The sequence below is a fragment of the Pseudomonas sp. MWU349 genome (assembly GCF_017947325.1).
Lineage (GTDB): Bacteria > Pseudomonadota > Gammaproteobacteria > Pseudomonadales > Pseudomonadaceae > Aquipseudomonas > Aquipseudomonas protegens.
Map to the genome: position 1 here is coordinate 158,540 of NZ_JAFEVP010000009.1, position 19,617 is coordinate 178,156.

The 19,617-nt window shown below is 63.9% G+C and carries 20 protein-coding genes and 1 pseudogene; 11 read left to right on the forward strand and 10 right to left on the reverse strand.

What is annotated here, in order from left to right:
- Positions 1 to 8: 8 nt before the first annotated feature.
- Complete coding sequence (locus tag KCG88_RS29665) at positions 9 to 467, reverse strand: hypothetical protein (protein WP_041119988.1); 459 nt, start codon at positions 465 to 467, stop codon at positions 9 to 11.
- A 215-nt stretch (positions 468 to 682) separates the two neighbouring features.
- On the opposite strand from KCG88_RS29665, the gene KCG88_RS29670 reads away from it, so the two are divergent.
- Positions 683 to 2,017, forward strand: coding sequence for a DEAD/DEAH box helicase (locus KCG88_RS29670; RefSeq protein ID WP_210713678.1), 1,335 nt, complete (start codon positions 683 to 685; stop codon positions 2,015 to 2,017).
- A 77-nt stretch (positions 2,018 to 2,094) separates the two neighbouring features.
- Here the strand turns inward: KCG88_RS29670 and KCG88_RS29675 are convergent, their stop codons facing one another.
- From KCG88_RS29675 to KCG88_RS29685, 5 genes and pseudogenes are all read right to left on the reverse strand, one after another.
- On the reverse strand, positions 2,095 to 3,327 hold the full coding sequence (locus KCG88_RS29675; protein ID WP_210713679.1) for a TIGR03862 family flavoprotein: 1,233 nt from the start codon (positions 3,325 to 3,327) through the stop codon (positions 2,095 to 2,097).
- An 88-nt stretch (positions 3,328 to 3,415) separates the two neighbouring features.
- Complete coding sequence (gene galE / locus KCG88_RS29680) at positions 3,416 to 4,438, reverse strand: UDP-glucose 4-epimerase GalE (protein ID WP_047289417.1); 1,023 nt, start codon at positions 4,436 to 4,438, stop codon at positions 3,416 to 3,418.
- A gap of 15 nt (positions 4,439 to 4,453) precedes the next feature.
- Positions 4,454 to 4,588 carry a hypothetical protein gene (locus tag KCG88_RS31175; RefSeq protein WP_263860858.1) on the reverse strand — a complete coding sequence of 45 codons (135 nt, stop codon included), beginning with the start codon at positions 4,586 to 4,588 and terminating at the stop codon, positions 4,454 to 4,456.
- 152 nt (positions 4,589 to 4,740) lie between these two features.
- Positions 4,741 to 4,986, reverse strand: a pseudogene (locus KCG88_RS31055) (IS630 family transposase); the annotation flags it as partial.
- A gap of 289 nt (positions 4,987 to 5,275) precedes the next feature.
- Positions 5,276 to 6,196, reverse strand: coding sequence for a histone deacetylase (locus KCG88_RS29685; protein WP_047337876.1), 921 nt, complete (start codon positions 6,194 to 6,196; stop codon positions 5,276 to 5,278).
- Between the two features lie 75 nt (positions 6,197 to 6,271).
- On the opposite strand from KCG88_RS29685, the gene KCG88_RS29690 reads away from it, so the two are divergent.
- The 3 genes from KCG88_RS29690 (at position 6,272) to KCG88_RS29700 (ending at position 8,402) form a co-directional block, all read left to right on the forward strand.
- The gene (locus KCG88_RS29690; RefSeq protein ID WP_210713680.1) at positions 6,272 to 6,841 is read left to right on the forward strand and encodes a GNAT family N-acetyltransferase; all 570 of its coding nucleotides are present in this window, start codon (positions 6,272 to 6,274) and stop codon (positions 6,839 to 6,841) included.
- Between the two features lie 101 nt (positions 6,842 to 6,942).
- Positions 6,943 to 7,812, forward strand: coding sequence for an acyl-CoA thioesterase II (gene tesB, locus KCG88_RS29695; protein WP_011063621.1), 870 nt, complete (start codon positions 6,943 to 6,945; stop codon positions 7,810 to 7,812).
- Entirely contained in the window at positions 7,809 to 8,402 is a 594-nt protein-coding gene (locus tag KCG88_RS29700; protein WP_047289414.1) for an HAD family hydrolase, read from the forward strand. Before tesB ends, KCG88_RS29700 begins: the two co-directional genes overlap by 4 nt.
- A gap of 72 nt (positions 8,403 to 8,474) precedes the next feature.
- On the opposite strand, the gene KCG88_RS29705 is transcribed toward KCG88_RS29700, so the two are convergent.
- Both KCG88_RS29705 and KCG88_RS29710 read right to left on the reverse strand, forming a co-directional pair.
- The gene (locus KCG88_RS29705) at positions 8,475 to 9,446 is read right to left on the reverse strand and encodes an alpha/beta hydrolase (protein ID WP_210713681.1); all 972 of its coding nucleotides are present in this window, start codon (positions 9,444 to 9,446) and stop codon (positions 8,475 to 8,477) included.
- Positions 9,447 to 10,343: a neutral zinc metallopeptidase gene (locus KCG88_RS29710; protein ID WP_047289410.1), complete on the reverse strand. Its 897-nt coding sequence runs from the start codon at positions 10,341 to 10,343 to the stop codon at positions 9,447 to 9,449.
- A 139-nt stretch (positions 10,344 to 10,482) separates the two neighbouring features.
- Here KCG88_RS29710 and pcaQ point away from each other — a divergent pair, with 139 nt between their 5' ends.
- The 3 genes from pcaQ to pcaG all read left to right on the forward strand — a co-directional run bounded on the left by pcaQ (position 10,483) and on the right by pcaG (position 12,851).
- Positions 10,483 to 11,412: a pca operon transcription factor PcaQ gene (gene pcaQ / locus KCG88_RS29715; RefSeq protein WP_047289409.1), complete on the forward strand. Its 930-nt coding sequence runs from the start codon at positions 10,483 to 10,485 to the stop codon at positions 11,410 to 11,412.
- Positions 11,413 to 11,515: 103 nt separating this feature from the next.
- On the forward strand, positions 11,516 to 12,235 hold the full coding sequence (gene pcaH, locus KCG88_RS29720; RefSeq protein ID WP_047289407.1) for a protocatechuate 3,4-dioxygenase subunit beta: 720 nt from the start codon (positions 11,516 to 11,518) through the stop codon (positions 12,233 to 12,235).
- Positions 12,236 to 12,245: 10 nt separating this feature from the next.
- Positions 12,246 to 12,851: a protocatechuate 3,4-dioxygenase subunit alpha gene (gene pcaG / locus KCG88_RS29725; RefSeq protein ID WP_015637137.1), complete on the forward strand. Its 606-nt coding sequence runs from the start codon at positions 12,246 to 12,248 to the stop codon at positions 12,849 to 12,851.
- 80 nt (positions 12,852 to 12,931) lie between these two features.
- Here pcaG and KCG88_RS29730 read toward each other — a convergent pair whose 3' ends face one another.
- The gene (locus tag KCG88_RS29730; RefSeq protein WP_210713682.1) at positions 12,932 to 13,780 is read right to left on the reverse strand and encodes an aldo/keto reductase; all 849 of its coding nucleotides are present in this window, start codon (positions 13,778 to 13,780) and stop codon (positions 12,932 to 12,934) included.
- 320 nt (positions 13,781 to 14,100) lie between these two features.
- Between KCG88_RS29730 and KCG88_RS29735 the strand changes: the two genes are divergently transcribed.
- From KCG88_RS29735 to KCG88_RS29750, 4 genes are all read left to right on the forward strand, one after another.
- Positions 14,101 to 14,877: an IclR family transcriptional regulator gene (locus tag KCG88_RS29735; RefSeq protein ID WP_047289400.1), complete on the forward strand. Its 777-nt coding sequence runs from the start codon at positions 14,101 to 14,103 to the stop codon at positions 14,875 to 14,877.
- A gap of 211 nt (positions 14,878 to 15,088) precedes the next feature.
- Positions 15,089 to 16,141, forward strand: coding sequence for a Gfo/Idh/MocA family oxidoreductase (locus tag KCG88_RS29740; RefSeq protein ID WP_210713683.1), 1,053 nt, complete (start codon positions 15,089 to 15,091; stop codon positions 16,139 to 16,141).
- Between the two features lie 7 nt (positions 16,142 to 16,148).
- Positions 16,149 to 16,964 (forward strand): sugar phosphate isomerase/epimerase, encoded by an 816-nt coding sequence (locus tag KCG88_RS29745; protein WP_194237530.1) that lies wholly within the window; start codon positions 16,149 to 16,151, stop codon positions 16,962 to 16,964.
- 100 nt (positions 16,965 to 17,064) lie between these two features.
- Entirely contained in the window at positions 17,065 to 17,943 is an 879-nt protein-coding gene (locus tag KCG88_RS29750) for a DMT family transporter (protein ID WP_210458035.1), read from the forward strand.
- A gap of 6 nt (positions 17,944 to 17,949) precedes the next feature.
- Here the strand turns inward: KCG88_RS29750 and KCG88_RS29755 are convergent, their stop codons facing one another.
- Entirely contained in the window at positions 17,950 to 19,572 is a 1,623-nt protein-coding gene (locus tag KCG88_RS29755; RefSeq protein WP_210713684.1) for a methyl-accepting chemotaxis protein, read from the reverse strand.
- Positions 19,573 to 19,617: the final 45 nt, after the last annotated feature.

Genomic DNA, 19,617 nt, shown 5'->3' on the forward strand with positions numbered 1-19,617 from the left:
AGGGTGCCTTACTCGAACCCGCTCAGCAGGACGAGGGCGAATAACACTGCCGCCAGGGCCAGGGAAAACAGCAGGCTGATTCCCGCCACTCGCCATAGCGAGAAGAAGCGCCCGTTGCCGGCCTTGTGCTCTATCACCTGGGGGCCGAACAGTTGGCGTGCGTAGGCGTTCATCCCGTAGATCGGCGGCAGGATGAACACCACCGCAGGGATACTTTCCGGAAGAAAAAAGCCTGCCACGCTCATGGCAATGAAAAGGCCGATGCCCATGGCCCAGACTTTGTTCACTTCGCTCTCGCGGCCCATGGCCTTGAGGTTCTGGCTGATGAAATAGGCGCCGGCCACGGAGGTGCCGATGAAGGTGCTCAGGCCAATGGCCGCCACGCTGTAGAGGCACAGGCTCTGATCGGTTGGCTTGCTGGCCAGGAGTTCGGCGGCAGGGGCCTGGAAGGGGTTTTGGTTGTCCATGCGCGGTGAGGCTCCTTGGGAAGGGCAAAGGGGCGGTTGAGTGCCAGCTCGGGTGTTGCGCTGCCCTTGTGCACGACCCGTGGCAAACAGTGGGGCGAGCATACACTCACCGGGGCGGGCTTGGCAGGCCTGGGGCGGCCCGGGAGCGAGCCCCTGAATTAGGGTAAACTGCCGCCCATTGCGTCCCTGTGCTGACTTTTTCCTACGGTACCCCCATGACATTCGCCACTCTTGGCCTGATCGAACCCCTGCTGCGCGCCCTCGAAACCCTCGGCTACCAGACCCCGACCCCGGTGCAGGCGCAAGCCATTCCGGCAATGCTGGGCGGGCGTGACCTGATGGCCGCGGCCCAGACCGGCACCGGCAAGACCGCCGGTTTCGCTCTGCCGCTGTTGCAGTTGCTGACCCTGGAAGGGCCGAAAGTCGATAGCAACTCGGTACGCGCGCTGATCCTGGTGCCGACCCGGGAACTGGCCGAGCAGGTCCACGAAAGCGTGCGCCAGTACGCCGAACACCTGCCGCTGCGCACCTATGCGGTGTACGGCGGGGTCAGCATCAACCCGCAAATGATGAAGCTGCGCAAAGGCGTGGACCTGCTGGTGGCGACTCCGGGGCGTCTGCTGGACCTGTTCCGTCAGAATGCGGTGAAGTTCAGCCAGTTGCAGACCCTGGTGCTGGATGAGGCCGACCGCATGCTCGACCTGGGGTTCTCCGAAGAGCTCAAGAGCATCTACGCGGCCCTGCCGAAGAAACGCCAGACCCTGTTGTTCTCCGCCACCTTCTCCGACGCCATCCGCCAGCTGGCCGGGCAGATGCTCAACGACCCACTGAGCATCGAGGTCAGTCCGCGCAACGTGGCCGCCAATACGGTCAAGCAATGGGTGGTGCCGGTGGACAAGAAGCGCAAGCCGGAGCTGTTCAGCCACCTGCTGCGCAAGAATCGCTGGAAGCAGGTGCTGGTGTTCGCCAAGACCCGCAACGGTGTGGATGCGCTGGTGGAGAAACTCCAGGGCCAGGGCGTGAATGCCGACGGCATCCATGGCGACAAGCCACAGGCCACGCGCCAGCGCGCCCTGGACCGGTTCAAGGCCAGTGAGATCCAGATCCTGGTGGCCACCGATGTGGCGGCCCGCGGCCTGGACATCGAAGACCTGCCGCTGGTGGTCAACTTCGACCTGCCGATCGTGGCCGAGGACTACATCCACCGTATCGGGCGTACCGGCCGTGCCGGTTCCACCGGCGAGGCGATCTCCCTGGTGTGCGCCGACGAGGTGAACCTGCTCTCGGCGATCGAGATGCTCACCCGCCAGACCCTCAAGCGCCATGAAGAACAGGATTTCGAACCCGAGCACCGGGTGCCGGAAACCGACGCCAGCGGCCAGGTGGTGAAAAAGCCGAAGAAGCCCAAGAAGCCGAAAACCTCCGGCGGTGGCGGCAAGCGCAACCTGGGCAAGTGGGTGGACAGCGGCGAAGTGGCCGAAGCTCCTGCGGTGAAACCGGTGCGCAAGGTGCCGGCTTTCAACACCGGGCCGCGCAAGCGCAAACCTTGATCTGACATCGCGCCGGGCCCTTCGCCGGCAAGCCGGCTCCTACCCTTGCGTAGGTGCCGACTTGCCGGCGAAGCTGTTTATGGCTGGTGCCGCAACCACTTCAGCATCCCCAGCCCCGCCTGGCGCCCGCTGGCAAAGCAGGCGGTCAGCAGGTAGCCGCCGGTGGGGGCTTCCCAGTCGAGCATTTCCCCGGCGCAAAAGACCCCAGGCATCTGTTGCAGCATCAAGTTTTCGTCCAGGGCTTCAAAAGGCACGCCGCCGGCGCTGCTGATGGCTTCGTCCAGCGGCCGGGGCCTGACCAGCGTCAACGGCAGCGCCTTGATCGCAGCGGCCAGCAGCGCCGGATCGTTGAAGCTCTCTGCCAGGGTCAGCTCCCGCAGCAACGCCGCTTTCACCCCCTCGATCCCCAACTGGCTCTGCAAGTGCTTGGCCATGGAGCGCGAGCCGCGTGGCTTGGAAAGGGCGGCCTGGACCTTGTCCAGGGGCTTGTTCGGTAGCAGGTCGATATGGATCGTCGCCTGCCCGTGCTGGTTGATGGATTCGCGAATCGGCGCCGACAGCGCATAGATCAGGCTGCCCTCGATGCCGCTGGCGGTGATCACGCATTCACCCAGCCGTGGTGCGTCGTCATCAAGGCCGATGGCCACGTTCTTCAGCGGCGCGCCGGCGAATTTGCTGCGCAGCAGCTCGCTCCAGGCGCTGACCTCAAAACCGCAATTGCTCGGTTGCAAGGGGGCGAGCTGCACACCGCGCTGTTCCAGCAGGGGCAGCCAAGCCCCGTCGGAACCCAGGCGTGCCCAACTGCCGCCGCCCAATGCCAGCAGGACCCCATCCGCCCGTACCGCACTTTCACCCTCGGCATGCCGGATGCGCAGGCTGCCGTCGGCATTCCAGCCCAGCCAGCGGTGCCGAGTGTGGATAACGACTCCGGCATCGCGCAGGCGCTTGAGCCAGGCGCGCAGCAGCGGCGCAGCCTTCATGTCGGTAGGAAACACCCGGCCGGAGCTGCCGACAAACGTCTGGATACCCAGCTCATGAATCCACTGGCACAGCGCCTCGGCGCCAAATTCCCGCAGCAACGGGGCGATGTGCGGCGCACGCTCGGCGTAGCGCGAGAGGAAGGCCGGATAGGCTTCGGAGTGGGTGATATTCATGCCACCCACCCCGGCCAGGAGGAATTTTCGGCCCACCGATGGCATGCCGTCGTACAGGTCAACCTGAATCCCGGCCTGGCTCAGTACCTCGGCGGCCATCAGGCCGGCGGGGCCGCCGCCGATAATCGCGACGCGGGAAGTAAGGGTGGGGGACATCAAAAAGCCTAGAAAATGGAAGGGGCGGTTATTGTAAGCAATGCTCGGGAACAGCGCCTGCTGGATGAGTTGCCGGCCAGTGCCGTCTTCATTCAAACGACCTGTACCCATCCGGGTTATTCGACTGCCAACGCCACGTATCCTCCATCATCTCCTTCAAACCGCGTTCTGCCTTCCAGCCCAGGTCGTGCAGTGCCTTGGACGGATCCGACCAGCATTGCGCAATGTCGCCCTGACGGCGTGGGGAGAGGGTGTAGGGAATGGTGCAGCCAGAGGCATCCTCGAATGCCCGGATCATTTCCAGTACTGAGTAACCCACCCCAGTCCCGAGGTTCCAGGCATTTATACCGGTATGCCGGCAAATGTAGTTCACGGCTGCTATGTGCCCTTTGGCAAGATCAACTACATGAATGTAGTCGCGAACACCGGTTCCATCGGGGGTCGGATAGTCGTTGCCATAGATGGAAAGTCTTTCGAGCTTTCCCACAGCGACACGGCTTATGTAGGGCAATAGGTTTTCCGGCAGGCCGTTTGGGTCTTCGCCCATCAGTCCACTCTGATGGGCGCCCACCGGATTGAAGTAGCGCAACAGGGCGACTGACCAGCGTGGATCGGCGGCTGCCATATCCTGCAGCATCTTCTCTACCATCAACTTGGAGGTGCCATAGGCGTTGGTAGGTGTTCCCAGCGGGCAGCTCTCGACCAGCGGCATCTGCACCGGGTCGCCGTACACTGTGGCAGAGGAACTGAACACCAGGCGGTAGACGCCTGCTGTGGCCATGGCCTGGCACAAGGTGATGCTGCCACTGACGTTGTTCTGATAGTAGGACAAGGGGTGTTTTACGCTCTCTCCGACGGCTTTCAGGCCTGCGAAGTGCAATACCCCATCGATCTCGTACTGGCTGAAAATACGGTCAAGGATGGTGCGGTCGCAAACATCACCTTGAACAAATACAGGGGCGACACCGGTTATTTGTTGCACGCGCTTCAGCGAGAGCATGGAACTATTGCACAGGTTATCCAGAACCACCGCCTCATGGCCGGCCTGAAGCAATTCCAGCACCGTGTGTGAGCCGATATACCCTGCACCGCCAGTTATTAAGAACCGCATAGTTATGAGCCTGTTTCAAGTGAGTGCTGACAGTCCGGTCGCAATGCTATCTGGAACTGATGGTGGAAATTGAAGAAATGATACAGCACTGCCAACAGTTTTCTGTGTGAGTTCGTTGCGGGCTCTTTGCTTGAGCAGCACTTCATCCATGTTTTCCAGCTCATAACCAACTACTTGAGCTCTACCCGAAGATAGTAATCTCAGGGTTTAAGGCGAAGTTGTATTCGTCGGTTTTGATCATCACTGTTTTCAATAAACTGTGGTGTTATGGAAAGGTGGTTTTTATATCTGGGTAACTTTTCTGTGTGGGTGCCTTCATGCAAATACACGGTGATGTGCCGGTAAAAAGCGCTCGACCATGTTCATCCACGTGTTGAAAGTTGAGCTAAACGTTTATGCCTTTCCTGAAACGCTTTCATATTGGGGGGGCGTGCTTGTCGGCGATCAGGTGCAGTCGGAGATGCTTAGGCGGTTCTCGATTGATCTTCTTGAGCAACTCCAGCCCCTGCTGATGTTGTCATTCAATACTCCCCATCCCCCTGAAGCCAGCCCGGGACTGCGAAAAACGCCGGGGAAGCGGGTCTGCGCCCTGATCAAAAAACAGGCACCGCTCTGCAAGCCTTGCAGAGCAAGGGGCCTAGCGTCTTTCACGCAGGTTATCCACAGGCGGCTCCACAGGGATTGGGGGTAAGACGCTCACAACTGTTTGACCGTCTGATGTCACTGATCAAAAAACAGACGATGGCCTTGAGGGCCCGTGGGGCAAGGGCTGCAGAGGCTTTCTCCCAGCTTATCCACAAGCGGTTCCACAGTGGATGTGGGTAAGGCCTGGGGATGTCAGTAGCACCCTGACGATTCCCAGACCTTTTGGGCACTGTGGTGAAGAATGCCGTGGCGCCGGGCCAGGGCCTGGCGGTCCTTGCTGTAGCCGCCGCCGATCACGCCGACCACCGGGATGTCGCGGCCCAGGCAGTGGCGCATGACCCGTTCGTCGCGTTCGGCCACGCCGGCATCGGTGAGTTTGAGGTAGCCCAGGGCGTCGTCCTGATGCACGTCGACCCCGGCGTCGTACAGCACCAGGTCCGGCTGGTACAGGGGCAGCAGGTAGTTGAGGGTGTCGTCCACCACGTTAAGGTAGTCGGCGTCGCCCATGCCCATGGGCAGCGGGATATCCCAGTCGCTCTGGGCCTTGCGCGCGGGGAAGTTCTTTTCACAGTGCAACGAGACGGTCACCGCGTCGGCGGTATGTTGCAGGATCCGCGCGGTGCCATCGCCCTGGTGCACATCGCAGTCGAATATCAGCACCCGGCCCACGCGCCCGCTTTCCAGCAGGTAATGGCTGATCACCGCCAGGTCGTTGAAGATGCAGAACCCCGCCGGGTAGTCATAGTGGGCGTGGTGGGTGCCGCCGGCCAGGTGGCAGGCCAGGCCATGTTCCAGCGCCTGTTCGGCGGCCAGCAAGGAGCCGCCGACGGCACGCACCGTGCGCCGGGCCAAGGCTTCGCTCCAGGGCAGGCCAAGGCGCCGCTGGTCTTCCCGGGACAACTCGCCGCTCATGTAGCGTTCGATATAGGCCGGGTCGTGGGCCAAGGCGAGGATGTCTGCCGGGCACAGCTCGGGACGCAGCAGGTCGGCGTCGCGGGTCAGGCCGCTGGCCACCAGGTGATCGCGCAGCAGGCGGAACTTGTCCATGGGAAAGCGGTGCTCCGGCGGGAACTCGGGGCTGTAGTCGTCGTGATAGATCAATGGCAATGGCATGGCATTTTCTTAGAGGAACCCGTGAAGGATCCTACCAGCGATGTAGACTTGCACCCACGGAAACGGAGGGCACTGATGGAGCCGATACTGCAACTCGAAAGCGCGCGCCTGCTGCTGCGTCAATGGCGCGACGATGATTTGCCGGCATTTGCGGCGATGTGTGCCGATCCGCAGGTCATGCGCTACTTTCCGGCGCCCTTGAGCCGTCTGGAAAGTGCCGCACTGATCGGCCGGGTGCGTGGGCATTTCGCCGAACATGGCTTCGGACTCTGGGCCCTGGAGCGTAAGGATAGCGGTGAGTTCATCGGTTTTACCGGTCTGGGCGTCGTGGGTTTCGAAGCGCCCTTCACGCCGGCGGTGGAAATCGGCTGGCGCCTGGCTCGCGAGCACTGGGGCCTGGGTTACGCCAGTGAGGCTGCCTGGACCGCCCTGCGCTGCGCCTTCGATCGTCTGGCGCTGGAGGAGGTGGTGGCGTTCACGACCCGGACCAATCTGCCGTCGCAGAAGGTGATGCAGGCCATTGGTATGCATCACGCTGCCGAGGATGACTTCGAACACCCGAACCTCGCTGGCGATCACCCGCTGCGCGAGCATGTGCTGTACCGCATTACCCGCGAACAATGGTTGGAAACCTTGCATGGATAGCAAGCGCGCACGTTTAGAATGTGCCGATGAGGTGCGACCCCAATTGATTTGACCGCCGCAGCCGAGATTGCGCGGTTTTGCTCTGTGTGAGGAGAGTCTGAATGAGTCATGTGCTGGATGATCTGGTCGATCTGTTGACCCTGGAAGCCATCGAAGAAAACCTGTTTCGCGGTCGCAGCCAGGACCTCGGTTTTCGCCAGCTGTTTGGCGGCCAGGTGCTCGGCCAGTCGTTGTCCGCGGCCAGTCAGACGGTGGAAGAGGCGCGCCATGTGCATTCCATGCACGGCTATTTCCTGCGCCCCGGGGATGCCGCGCTGCCGGTGGTCTACCAGGTGGACCGGGTGCGCGACGGCGGCAGCTTCAGCACCCGGCGAGTGACGGCGATCCAGAAGGGCAACCCGATCTTCACCTGCAGCGCCTCGTTCCAGTACGACGAACAGGGTTTCGAGCACCAGAACAGCATGCCCCAGGTGGTCGGGCCGGAAAACCTGCCATCGGAACTGGAGATCACCACTCAGCGCGCGCACCTGATTCCCGAGCACATGCGCGAGAAGCTGTTGTGCCCCAAGCCGATCGAAGTGCGCCCGGTGACCGAGAAGGACCCCTATAATCCGCAGCCCATGGATCCGGTGAAGTACGTCTGGTTCCGCGCCGACGGCGCCCTGGCCGACAGCCCGGCGCTGCACAAGTACCTGCTGGCCTACGCTTCGGATTTCGGCCTGCTGACCACCTCGATGCTGCCCCACGGCAAGTCGGTGTGGCAGAAGGACATGCAGGTCGCCAGCCTCGACCACGCTCTGTGGTTTCACGCCGACCTGCGCGCTGACGACTGGCTGCTGTATGCCATGGACAGCCCCTGGGCCGGAAACTCCCGGGGCTTTTCCCGGGGCAGCGTGTTCAACCGTGCCGGGCAGTTAGTGGCCTCGGTGACTCAGGAAGGGTTGATCCGCCATCGCAAGGATTGGGCATGAGTCTTTCAGAGATAAAACATTGGGTGTTCGACATGGACGGCACCCTGACCATCGCTGTGCATGATTTCGCGGCGATCCGCGAGGCGCTGTCGATTCCTGCCGAGGATGACATCCTCACACACCTGGCGGCCTTGCCGGCGGACGAGTCCGCGGCCAAGCATGCCTGGCTGCTGGAACACGAGCGCGACCTGGCCCTGGGGTCGCGCCCGGCGCCGGGTGCGGTGGAACTGGTGCGGGAACTGGCCGGGCGCGGTTATCGCCTGGGCATCCTCACCCGCAATGCGCGGGAGCTGGCCCATGTGACCCTGGAGGCCATCGGCCTGGCGGACTGCTTTGCCGAGGCCGACGTGCTGGGTCGCGACGAAGCACCGCCCAAGCCCCATCCGGGCGGTTTGCTGAAGCTGGCCGAAGCCTGGGATATCTCGCCGTCACGGATGGTCATGGTGGGGGACTACCGCTTCGACCTGGACTGCGGGCGGGCCGCCGGGACCCGTACGGTGCTGGTCAACCTGCCGGACAACCCCTGGCCGGAGCTGACCGATTGGCATGCCCGGGATTGTGCGCAGTTGCGCGACCTGCTGTCGGCCTGAGGGCCCTGTTCGCCGGCAAGGCTCCCGTAGGAGCCTTGCCGGCGAAAGCGTCGTTCCGGGCAGCGCCTTTCTTTACTTGAACACTGCCGCCTGCCCCTCGGGCGAGGTGAACATCCGGTCACCGTCATGCCCGACCCCGGGCACTTCCACCAGCCGTTGCAGCAAGCCTTGCGGATGACGCCGCACCAGGTAGTCGAAGTAGTTGTGCCCGCGAATCAGCCGGTACGCGCCCTGGGTCTCGGCGGCGCAGCTCTTGTCCAGGGCGGGATGGTTGGGATCGGTGTCCTGCTGGCCCAGCAGGTAGGTGATGTCGCGCGTCACGTAGCCCTGTTCGAGTTGTGCCGGGGAATGGCCGCCGGCATAGCCCGGCAGCCGGTTCAGGCCGTACTTCCAGTCGTTGAAGCCCGGGCAACTGGCCGGTTCGAATGCCACCGGGCGCCATGCGTCGAAGTAGGCGTAGGACGACGGATTGGCGATCACGTAGCGCAGGCCGATCCCGGCTTTTTCCAGCTCGGGGTGGCTGCCGGTGGTCAGCGCATAGCGCTGCACCACCTGGGCGCCGCCGGAGTGACCGGCGATCACCACTTCCTTGAGTGCCGGAAAACGTTGGCGGTCTTCCAGGCGCTGGAGGATGGCATCGAGCACCGCATAGGAGCTGATGGCCTGCGGACCCACTGAAGGTTCGCCGGCCATCCAGCCATTGCCCTTCCAGCGCAGTAGCGCGTCTGGCAATTGATGGCGGGTGATGTCGCTCTGGTTGAGAAACTGCGGGGCGATCACCAGGGTTGTTGTGCTTTGCCCGGCCTGCCCGGCAGCGCTTTGCCCACTGTGCAGATACGTCTGGGCGTTGCGCAGCCGGCCGTGAACGATGATCAGGGCCCGCTCTACGCCCGGCAGCGGCTGGCGCCAGTCCTGGCTCAGGCCCAGCGCCAGTTGCCCGCCCTCCAGGGGCAGGCGTTGCGGGCTGATGACCTTGACCCCCTGTTCCGCCGCCTGGGCGCCGCAGCCACCCAGGCACAGCAGCAGGACGAGCAAGCGGCGCATCTACAGGCTCCTGGCGCTGAAGGTGTCGCACTGGCTGACCTGGCCCTGGCTGAAGCCGGTCTTGAACCAGCGCACTCGCTGCGCCGAGGTGCCATGGGTGAAGGAGTCCGGCACCACCCGGCCCTGGCCTTGCTGCTGCAGACGGTCGTCACCGATGGCATTGGCGGCGTTCAGGGCTTCTTCCACATCCCCGGGTTCCAGCCAGTTCAGGCGTTTCTGTGCGTGATAGGCCCAGACCCCGGCAAAGCAGTCGGCCTGCAGCTCCTGGCGTACCAGCAGGCCGCCATCGCCTTGCATCTGCTGGCCCTGCTGGCGTGCGGCCTGGATTTTGGCCGAGACCCCGAGCAGGGTCTGCACGTGGTGCCCGACCTCATGGGCGATCACGTAGGCCTGGGCGAAGTCGCCGGCGGCGGAAAAGCGCTGGGCCATCTCCCGGAAGAAGTCCATGTCCAGGTACACCTGGCGGTCGGCGGGGCAGTAGAAGGGCCCGCTGGCGGAAGTGGCCGCGCCACAGGCGGAATTGACCCGGCCCCGGAACAGGATCAGCTTGGGCGGCTGATACTGGCGGCCGGCTTGCTGGAAGATCTGGCCCCAAGTGTCTTCGGTGTCACCGAGGATGGCGCGGACAAACTCTGCCTGTTCGTCATTGGCCGGTGGTGCCTTGCGTGCCTGGGGGGTGGCCGGCGCTGACGTCTGCCCGCTCTGCTGGCCCAGCAGTTGCCCGAGGATCTGCAGCGGATCCTGGCCGGTGGCCCAGCCGATGCCGACGATCAGTACGATCGCCGTCAGGCTCAAGCCCTTGCCTCCACCGAACCGCATGCCACCGCCACCGCCGGCGCTGCTGTCATCTCGCGCGTCCACGACGTTGTCGCTGCGCCGGCCTTTTTTCCAAAGCATGGGGGTGTCCTCGTTTTTTCTGCTGGTCAGTGTTGCTGGTGGCTCGAACCGGCGCCAGTCCGGTCGTCAGGGTTTTTTCTGCACGCTACCATGGCCCGGTTACGGATCGATCCGGTCCAGGCGCATTCGGGGCTCCCTATTGAACATCGATACCCGCATCAAATTCCGTCACTTGGTGTGTTTTCTTGAAATGGCCCGCCAGGGCAGCCTGGCCCGGGCGGCCGATGTCCTGGCGGTGAGCCAGCCGGCGATGTCGAAAACCCTCAAGGAACTGGAAGCGTTGCTGGAGACCCGGCTGTTTGCCAGGAGCAAGGCGGGCCTCAGCCTGACCGAGGCCGGGCGGGCCTTCCTGCGTTATGCTGGGCCTTCGGTGCAGGCCCTGCGTGAAGGTGTCAGCAGCCTGCGCGGCGGTGAGTACGCCGCCGGGCTGGTGCGCATCGGTGTGCTTTCCACGGTGGAAAGCCTGCTGCTGCCGGAGGTGATGCGACGCCTGCATCAGCGCCATTCGGCGCTGACCGTGAGTGTGCTGACTGGCCCCAGTGCTTACCTGCTGTCGCAATTGCGGGTCGGCGACCTGGACCTGGTGGTGGGGCGCATGACCGAGAGCCCGGAGATCCACGGCCTGAGCTTCGAGCACCTGTACAGCGAATCCATGACCCTGGTGGCCCGCCCGCAGCATCCACTGGTAACCGGCCCTCTGGACCGGGACGCGGTGAGCGCCTATCCCCTGGTGCTGCCCCTGGCCGGCACCAGCATTCGCAAACACGCCGACAGCCTGTTCATCCAGTGCGGCATCGCCCCGTCGCAGCAGCGCCTGGAAACCCTCTCGGTGGCCCTGAGCCGGCGCTACACCTTGTCCAGCGACGCGCTGTGGATCGCGCCGCTGGATGCCGTGCGCCTGGACCTGGCCAATGGCGAGTTGCAGGAGCTGGACCTGGGCCTGCGCGAACCCGGTGGCTCGGTGGGGATTTCCAGCAATGCCAGCCTGCCCTTGTCCCTGGCGGCGCAATGGGCGGTGGAGGTGCTCAGGGAAGTGGGGCTGGCCTATCGCGAGGGCAGTTATCCATAACCATTTGGTTATTGATTGAGGGCGGCATTTCAATTTTCCCTGCTCCTGGTTTGTTTGAAACTGCGCCGGCTGCGCTCCATAAATCAAACAACAGGAGATCGACATGTCTGATGCAGACAGCAGTCGCTTCGTGATTCGCGACCGTAATTGGCACCCCAAGGCCCTGACCCCCGACTACAAGACCTCCGTCACTCGCTCCCCGCGCCAGGCGCTGGTGAGCATTCCACAATCGGCCAGTGAAACCACAGGCCCGGACTTTTCCCACCTGCGCACCGGGCGTTTCGACAACGACCTGCTGCTCAACTTCAACAACGGTGGCTTGCCCGTGGGCGAGCGGATCATCGTTTCCGGGCGGGTCTGCGATCAGTACGGCAAACCCATTCCCCATACCCTGGTGGAAATGTGGCAAGCCAACGCCGGCGGCCGCTACCGGCACAAGAACGACCGCTACCTGGCGCCCCTGGACCCGAACTTCGGTGGCGTCGGCCGGGCCCTCACCGACCGTGATGGCTACTACAGTTTCCGCACCATCAAGCCCGGCCCCTACCCGTGGCGCAACGGCCCCAATGACTGGCGCCCGGCGCATATCCATTTCTCCATCAGTGGCCCGTCGATCGCCACGCGCCTGATCACCCAGCTGTATTTCGAAGGCGACCCGCTGATCCCGCTGTGCCCGATCGTCAAGTCCATCGCCAACCCGGACGCGGTACAGAGCCTGATCGCGCGCCTGGACATGGGCGGCGCCAATCCCATGGATTGCCTGGCCTACCGCTTCGACATCGTGCTGCGCGGCCAGCGCAAGACCCACTTCGAGAACTGCTGAGGAGCCTGACATGCCTGTTCAACTGCTGCCTGAAACCCCCTCGCAAACGGCCGGCCCCTATGTGCATATCGGCCTGGCCCTGGCGGCCGCGGGAAACCCGCCGCGCCCCGAGGAAATCTGGAACCAGATGGCCAAGGCCGATGCGCCGGGTGAGCGGATCCTGCTGATCGGCCACGTCTACGATGGCAATGGCCACCTGGTGCGCGATTCATTCCTGGAGTTCTGGCAGGCCGACCACGCCGGGGTCTACGACCCGGTGTTCGATACGGAGAAACCGTTCAACTGCTTCGGTCGCACCGCCACCACCTTCGATGCCGGGGAATGGACACTCAACACGGTCAAGCCCGGGGTGGTGAACAACGCCGCTGGCGTGCCCATGGCGCCGCACATCAACCTGTCGCTGTTTGCCCGGGGGATCAATATCCACCTGCACACCCGGCTGTACTTTGCCGATGAGCCGGAAGCCAACGCCCAGTGCCCGGTGCTGAACCTGATCGAACAGCCCCAGCGCCGGGAAACCCTGCTGGCCCATCCCTGTGAGGTCAATGGCCAGCGTGCCTACCGTTTCGATATCCGCATCCAGGGTGAAGGGGAGACGGTGTTCTTCGATTTCTGAAGCATCGCCAAGCCAGGGATGGCCAGCGTTCGAGCATCCGCCCCCTGACGCCACGCTGCGGTGTCAGGGGGCGTTTCGTTTCAGTGGTCGAAGTGGTCCCACACCGGAGCGAAATCCGGGCTGACCTGACGCTGGTCCTTGGGCAGGGCGGCGATCAGCGCCCGGTCTGCATCGTCCAGGCGGATCTTCAGGGACTCCAGGTTGGCCAGCTGGTTGGCTCGGCTACTGGCCTTGGGGATGGCGGCCACATTGTCCTGGTCGAGCAGCCACTTGAGGGCCACCTGGCTCGGCAGCACGCCGTGCTTGGCGGCGATCTGCTGGATTTGGGCCACCTCTGAGACCTTGTTGCGCGCCAGCGGGGTATAGGCGGTCAACACCATGTCGCGCTCGCGGGCGTAGTCCAGAAGGCCGCTCTGGCCCAGCAGCACGTGGTACTCCACCTGGATCGCCGACAGCGGCGCGCCCAGCCCTTCGATCACTCGGCGCAGCAGGGCCAGGGGAAAGTTGGCCACGCCAATGTGTTTCACCAGCCCCTGCTCCTTGAACGACACCAGGGCCTCGATGCTGCGTTCCAGTTCCCAGTCGCTGGTGGGCCAGTGAATGTGGAACAGGTCGATGTAGTCGGTTTGCAGGGCTTTCAGGCTGCGCTCCAGTGAGTGGCGCATGGCGGTGGGGTGCAACTGGTCCCACCAGACCTTGGTGGTGACGTGGATCTGCTCCCGGGGTACAGGAGTGTTGGCCAGGGCCTGGCCCACCGCTTCTTCGTTGTTGTAGGCCTGGGCGGTGTCGATATGCCGGTAACCCAGTTCCAGTGCCTGTTCCACGGCGCGGGTGCATTCCTGGTCGAGCATTGGCCAGGTGCCCAGGCCGAGCTTGGGCATGCGCAGGCCGCTGTGGGTGAGGACGGGGCAGTCAAGGGTATGAGGCATGGGCAATCTCCCTGTGGATAAAAGAGCACAGCCGGTTGAGGGGCGAGTGACGATCCGGGCTGCGGGGGTGTTGCTGAAGGTTGGACAGCATTGGCGGGCGGAAAATGCCCGGAAAATCGATGCGGCGGGCAAGCCGTTATTTTGCGTTTTATGGAAGCGGGTTCCAAAAAATATACGAGCTCGGCTACCCTGCCACAAGGCGCCGTGCCGGGTACAAGACTCGATCGGCGCCGATTCCGGGCGGTAATCGAACACCGCCGCCCGGTTCCCCAACCGGCCGCTTGTCTCTAGAATCGGCCAAATTTTGTCGGGACCCGACCATGGCTGGCAGTCAAATCGAACGCGTCTTCAGTGTTCTCGAACGTCTTACCGCTGATCCCCGTGGGCTGCCCTTGCAGACCCTGGCCGAGCAACTGCAGATTCCCAAAAGCGCCACTCACCGCTTGCTGGCGGAGCTGATCCGCCTGGGTTATGTGCGGCAGAACCCGGACAACCTGCGCTACCAGCTGTCCACACGGCTGGTAGCCATGGGCTTTCGCTACCTGTCCGCCAGCGGCGCCGATATCGTTCAGCCAGTACTGGACCGCCTGGCGGTCGAATCCGGCGAGCTGGTGCGCCTGGGCGTGATCGAAGGCGAGCGCCAGACCTGGATCGCCAAGTCCCAGGGCGCCCGTTCCGGCTTGCGCTACGACCCGGACATGGGCCGTGAAGCACCATTGTTCTATACCGCCTCCGGGCACGCCTGGCTGGCCACCCTGAGTGATGCCGAGGCCCTGTCCCTGGTGGAGCGCCAGGGGGCCGAGCCCCCGACGGACCTGGGGCCCAACGCTCCGCGCTCGAACATCGAACTGCTGGAGCGCCTGCGCCTGGCCCGGGAGCAGGGCTATGCCTGGGTCGAAGAAAGCTCCGCCGTGGGCACCTCGGCGATCGCCGCGGTGGTGCGCCATCCCATTGATGGCCGGGTCGTTGGCGTGCTCAGCGTTGCCGGGCCCAGTGCACGCCTGCCTCTGGCGCGGCTGCACGAACTGGCGCCACTGCTGTTGCAGTTTGCCGAGGAACTGTCGGCCGCCAGCCAGGCGTCCGAGTTGTTCAATTGAGGCAACGCCGCAGGGCCGGTAGTGGCCTTGATATCTCCGCGCCTGTTGCACAGCCGTTCGCAGCCTGCGGCAGTGGCTACATAAGCCTCGGCCTGGCATAAAGCTGTTCGATAATCGGACAGTATTTTTTATCTCTCTTGTGTGAAAGTGGAACTGAGTTCTAAATATTTGAAATCCAGTGTCCCCATAACAATCACAAGAGGATCTTCCATTGAGCACGCCACTGCGCATCGCCCTGATCGGCGTCGGCAATATGGGGCAGCAGCACTATCAGCACCTCAAGACTCTGGCCGAGGCCTGTCTCTGCGCGGTGGCCGATCCCGGCCCCCAGGCGGCGGCTGTCGCCGCACAATGGCAGGTGCCGCACTTTGCCGATCACCAGACCTTGCTCCGGGAAATCCGCCCGGATGCGGTGATCGTTGCCAACCCGAACAACCTCCATGTCAGCACCGCCCTGGATTGCCTCGCCGCAGGCGTGCCGGTGCTGCTGGAAAAGCCGGTGGGCGTGCATCTGGATGAAGTACGCGAATTGGTAGCGGCCACGCGGGCCACTGGGGTCCCGGTGCTGGTGGGTCATCATCGACGGCACAACCCATTGATCGCCCGCGCCCATGAACTGCTGCGCAGCGGCGCCCTGGGGCGCCTGACCAACGTCACCGCACTCTGGCAATTGCAGAAGCCCGAGCACTATTTCGACATTCCCTGGCGCCGCGAGGCCGGGGCCGGCATGTTGCTGACCAACCTGATCCACGACCTGGACCTGCTGCGCCACCTGTGCGGCGAGGTGCGCCAGGTCCAGGCCATCACCAGCAACAGCGTGCGCGGCTACGCCAACGAGGATTGCGCAGCGGTGCTGCTGCAATTCGACAACGGCGCCCTGGGCAGCCTGACCGGGTCCGACGCCGCGGCCGCGCCCTGGAGCTGGGAGCTGGATTCCGGGGAAAACCCGGTGTACCCGCGCCAGGCCGACCAGCCCTGTTACCTGCTGGCCGGGACCGCAGGCGCCTTGAGCATTCCCCAGCTCAGGCGCTGGCACTACGCCGAAGCCGGGGCCGGCTGGCATGAACCTCTGCTGATGCAGCAGGAGGCCTTTGACCCGGGCGAAGCCCTGCACCTGCAGTTGCAGCACTTTGTCCAAGTGGCCCGGGGGGAAGTCGAGCCTCTGGTCTGTGCCGCCGATGCCGCGCGCACCCTGGCGCTGATTGAAGCGATTCGAGAGGCCGCCGCCACCGGCCGTGCCTGCACCCCAACCCTGATTGAGTGAAGAACGCATGAGTGAGCGGATTTTTTCCCTGGCCAGCCTGACCGTGCTGGAGCTGTCTCCGCCCGAGATGGTGGAAGTGGCGGCCCGTGCCGGCTACAGCCATGTGGGCCTGCGGCTGGTGCCGGCGACCCCAGAGGAACATCACTTCCCGCTGGTGGCGGATGCCGGCTTGCGTCGGCAAACCCAGGATCGCCTGCGCGATACCGGGGTGCGGGTGCTGGATGTGGAAATCCTGCGGCTCAAGCCGCAGACCCGGATCAAGGACTTCGAGGGCGTGCTGGCAGTGGGCGCCGAGTTTGCCGCCAGCGAGTTGCTGGTGGCGGGCAATGACCCGGATGAAGCCCGCATGACCGACAACTTTGCCGCCTTGTGTGATCTGGCGGCGCAGTATGGCTTGCACCCCCATCTGGAGTTCATGCCCTGGACCGATGCGCGCAACCTGGAGCAAGCCGTGCGCGTGGTGGAGAACGCCGGTCGCAGCAACGGCTGCGTGCTGGTGGACGCCTTTCACTTCGACCGCTCGGGATCGCGCCTGGAGGACCTGGCCAAGGTGGCTCCGGCGCGGCTGCGGTATGCCCAGTTGTGCGACGTGGCCGGGCCGCGGCCGGACGATATGCAGGAAATCTTGCGCCAGGCCCGTAATGAGCGGCGGTTCCCTGGGGAGGGCGATTGCGATCTGGCGGGGCTGCTCAAGTGCCTGCCGGAAAACCTGCCCCTGAGCCTGGAGATTCCTACGGTGCAATTGCTGGAGCAGGGCGTGAGTGCCTTGCAGCGAGCACAGATGGCCCTGGACAGAACCCGGGAGTTGCTGGCTCGGATTTGAAGCCGCGCAGGCCTTTCGCCGGCCTGCCGGCTCCTGCCAACATCCGGTAGGGGCCGGCTGGCCGGCGAAGCCGTTTCTACAATTGCCCCAAGGAAAGCCCATGACCCGCAGCACGCCCCTTTCCGGGACCAACCACCCTTTCAAGGGCATTGTGCTGATCGTTCTGGCGACCTTTCTGTTCGCCAGCCACGATGCCCTGTCCAAATACCTCTCGGGATTCTTTCCGGTGATCATGGTGGTCTGGGCCCGTTACCTGATCCACACCCTGCTGATGGCCGGGATCTTCCTGCCGCAATCCGGCCTGCGGGTACTACGTAGCAAGCGACCGCTGCTGCAACTGCTGCGGGCTCTGTGTTTGCTGAGCACCAGCCTGTTGTTCACCTCGGCGCTGCTGTTCATTCCCCTGGCCGAAGCCACGGCGGTCAACTTTCTCGCCCCGGTGCTGGTCACCGCGTTGTCGGTGCCTTTGCTTGGCGAGCAGGTGACCCGGGGCCAGTGGCTGGCGGTGATCTGCGGTTTCGTGGGGGTGCTGATCATCGTGCATCCGGGCGGCGAGCTGTTCACGCCGGCGGTGTTGCTGCCGTTCTGTTCGGCGCTGTTCTTCTGTTTCTATCAACTGCTCACACGCAAGCTGGCCGAGCATGACAGCCCCACCACCAGCAACTTCTTTGCCGGGCTGTGCAACACCCTGGTGATGACGGCGCTGGTGCCGTTCTTCTGGCAGACGCCCGGGTTCCTCCATGGCTTGCTGATGCTGGCACTGGGCGCCTGCGGCATGAGTGCCCACCTGTTCCTGACCCAGGCCTTTCGTCATGCGGCGCCGGCGCTGCTGGCGCCCTTCGGCTATTGCCAGATTGTCTTTGCCGGGTTGCTGGGCTGGTTGCTGTTCGGCCACGCGCCGTCGTTGATCACCCAGGTGGGCATCGCCGTGATCTGCCTCAGCGGGCTGGCAGCGGCCTGGCAGCAACGCCACCGTTGAGACGGCTCAAAAGCGCAAGCGCACCACCAGGTTCTGCAGGCCGGCCGCCAGGTGCGACAGCTCCTGGCTGGTGGCGTTGGTGCGGGTGGCGGCGTCGGCGCTTTCCAGGGACAGGTCGCGGATGTTCAGCAGGTTGCGGTCCACTTCACGGGCCACCTGGGCCTGTTCTTCCGAGGCACTGGCGATCACCAGGTTGCGCTCGTGGATCTGTTCCATGGCCCGGGTGATTTCCCCCAGGGCCAGCCCGGCCTGTTCGGCGATGGACAGGGTCTGGGCCACCCGCTGACTGTTGCCGTGCATGGACTGCACCACGCTGTCGGTGTCGCCCTGGACCCGGCCGATCATCTGTTCGATTTCCTGGGTCGACTGCTGGGTGCGATGGGCCAGGGCCCGCACTTCGTCTGCCACTACGGCAAAACCACGGCCGGCTTCCCCAGCCCGCGCGGCCTCGATGGCGGCGTTCAGGGCCAGCAGGTTGGTCTGTTCGGCAATGGCGCGGATCACGTCCAGCACCTTGCCGATTTCCCGTGACTGCTCGGCCAGGGTCTGCACTTGCTGCAGGGCGATGCCGACATCGCTGCTCATGGCCTGGATCGCGTCCAGGGTCTGGGTCACCCGGGCTTGCCCCTGGGTGGCCTGGGCGGTGGACTGGCGGGTGGTGTCGGAGGTGGACACTGCGTTGCGGGCCACTTCCTCGACGGCCGCGGTCATCTCGTTGACGGCCGTGGCTGCTTGCTCGATTTCGTTGTGTTGCTGCTGCAGCCGGCTGGAGTCCTGATGGGTGCTCTGGCTCATCTGTTGCGCGGCGGCGGCCAGTTGGGTCGAGGTGCTGCTGATCAGTTGCAGGGTTTCCCGCAGGCTGGCTTGCATGCTGGCCAGGGCCTTGAGCAGGCGCGCGGTTTCATCGTTACCCTCGCTGTGGATGGGGCGGCCGAGATCGCCAGCGGCCACTTGCTCGGCCACGTCCACAGCCTGGCGGATGGGCACGACGATGCTGCGGATCAACAGCCAGGCCAGGCACAGGGTCAGCAGGGCGACGGCGATCAGGGCACCGATCACCGTGATTTTTACTTGGGTATAAAGCGCGTCTGCATGCTGGGCCGACTGGCTGACTTCCTCGGCAGTCAGGTTCATCAGCTCGGCGAACTGGTCGCCGGTCTGGGTCGAGTAATCCTGGATCTTGCCATTGAGCAGCGCCGTCATCTCGCTGCTGCGGTTGTCCTGGGACAGGGCTTCATACTGGGCCAGGGCCTGTTGGTAGCTCTTGATCGTGGCGAGGAATGCCTCGTATTGCCCCCGATTGTGATCGCCCACCAGTGGCGCGAACCTGGCCAGGGCCTGGTCGAGCCAGGCTTGTACCTGATGCAGGCGGGCAATGGTGCTTTCCAGCACTTTGGGTTCACGGTTGAGGGCCATGCGCAGGCTCAGCACGCGGATGCTCAACACGTAGTCGCGCACTTCTCCCAGGTAACGGGTGCTGGGCAGGGATATGTTTTCGGTGTGCTGGCCGGTGGCGCGGACTTCGGCCACTTGCTTGAGGGCGAACAGCCCCTGCAGCAGGACCAGCAGGGCAATCACGCCGAAGCTGATCACGGCGCGTTGGGCGATGCTCAGGTTACCGAGCGTCATGGGACGATCTCCGAGTCTGGAAAAACAAAAGGGGGGAGGGCGAGC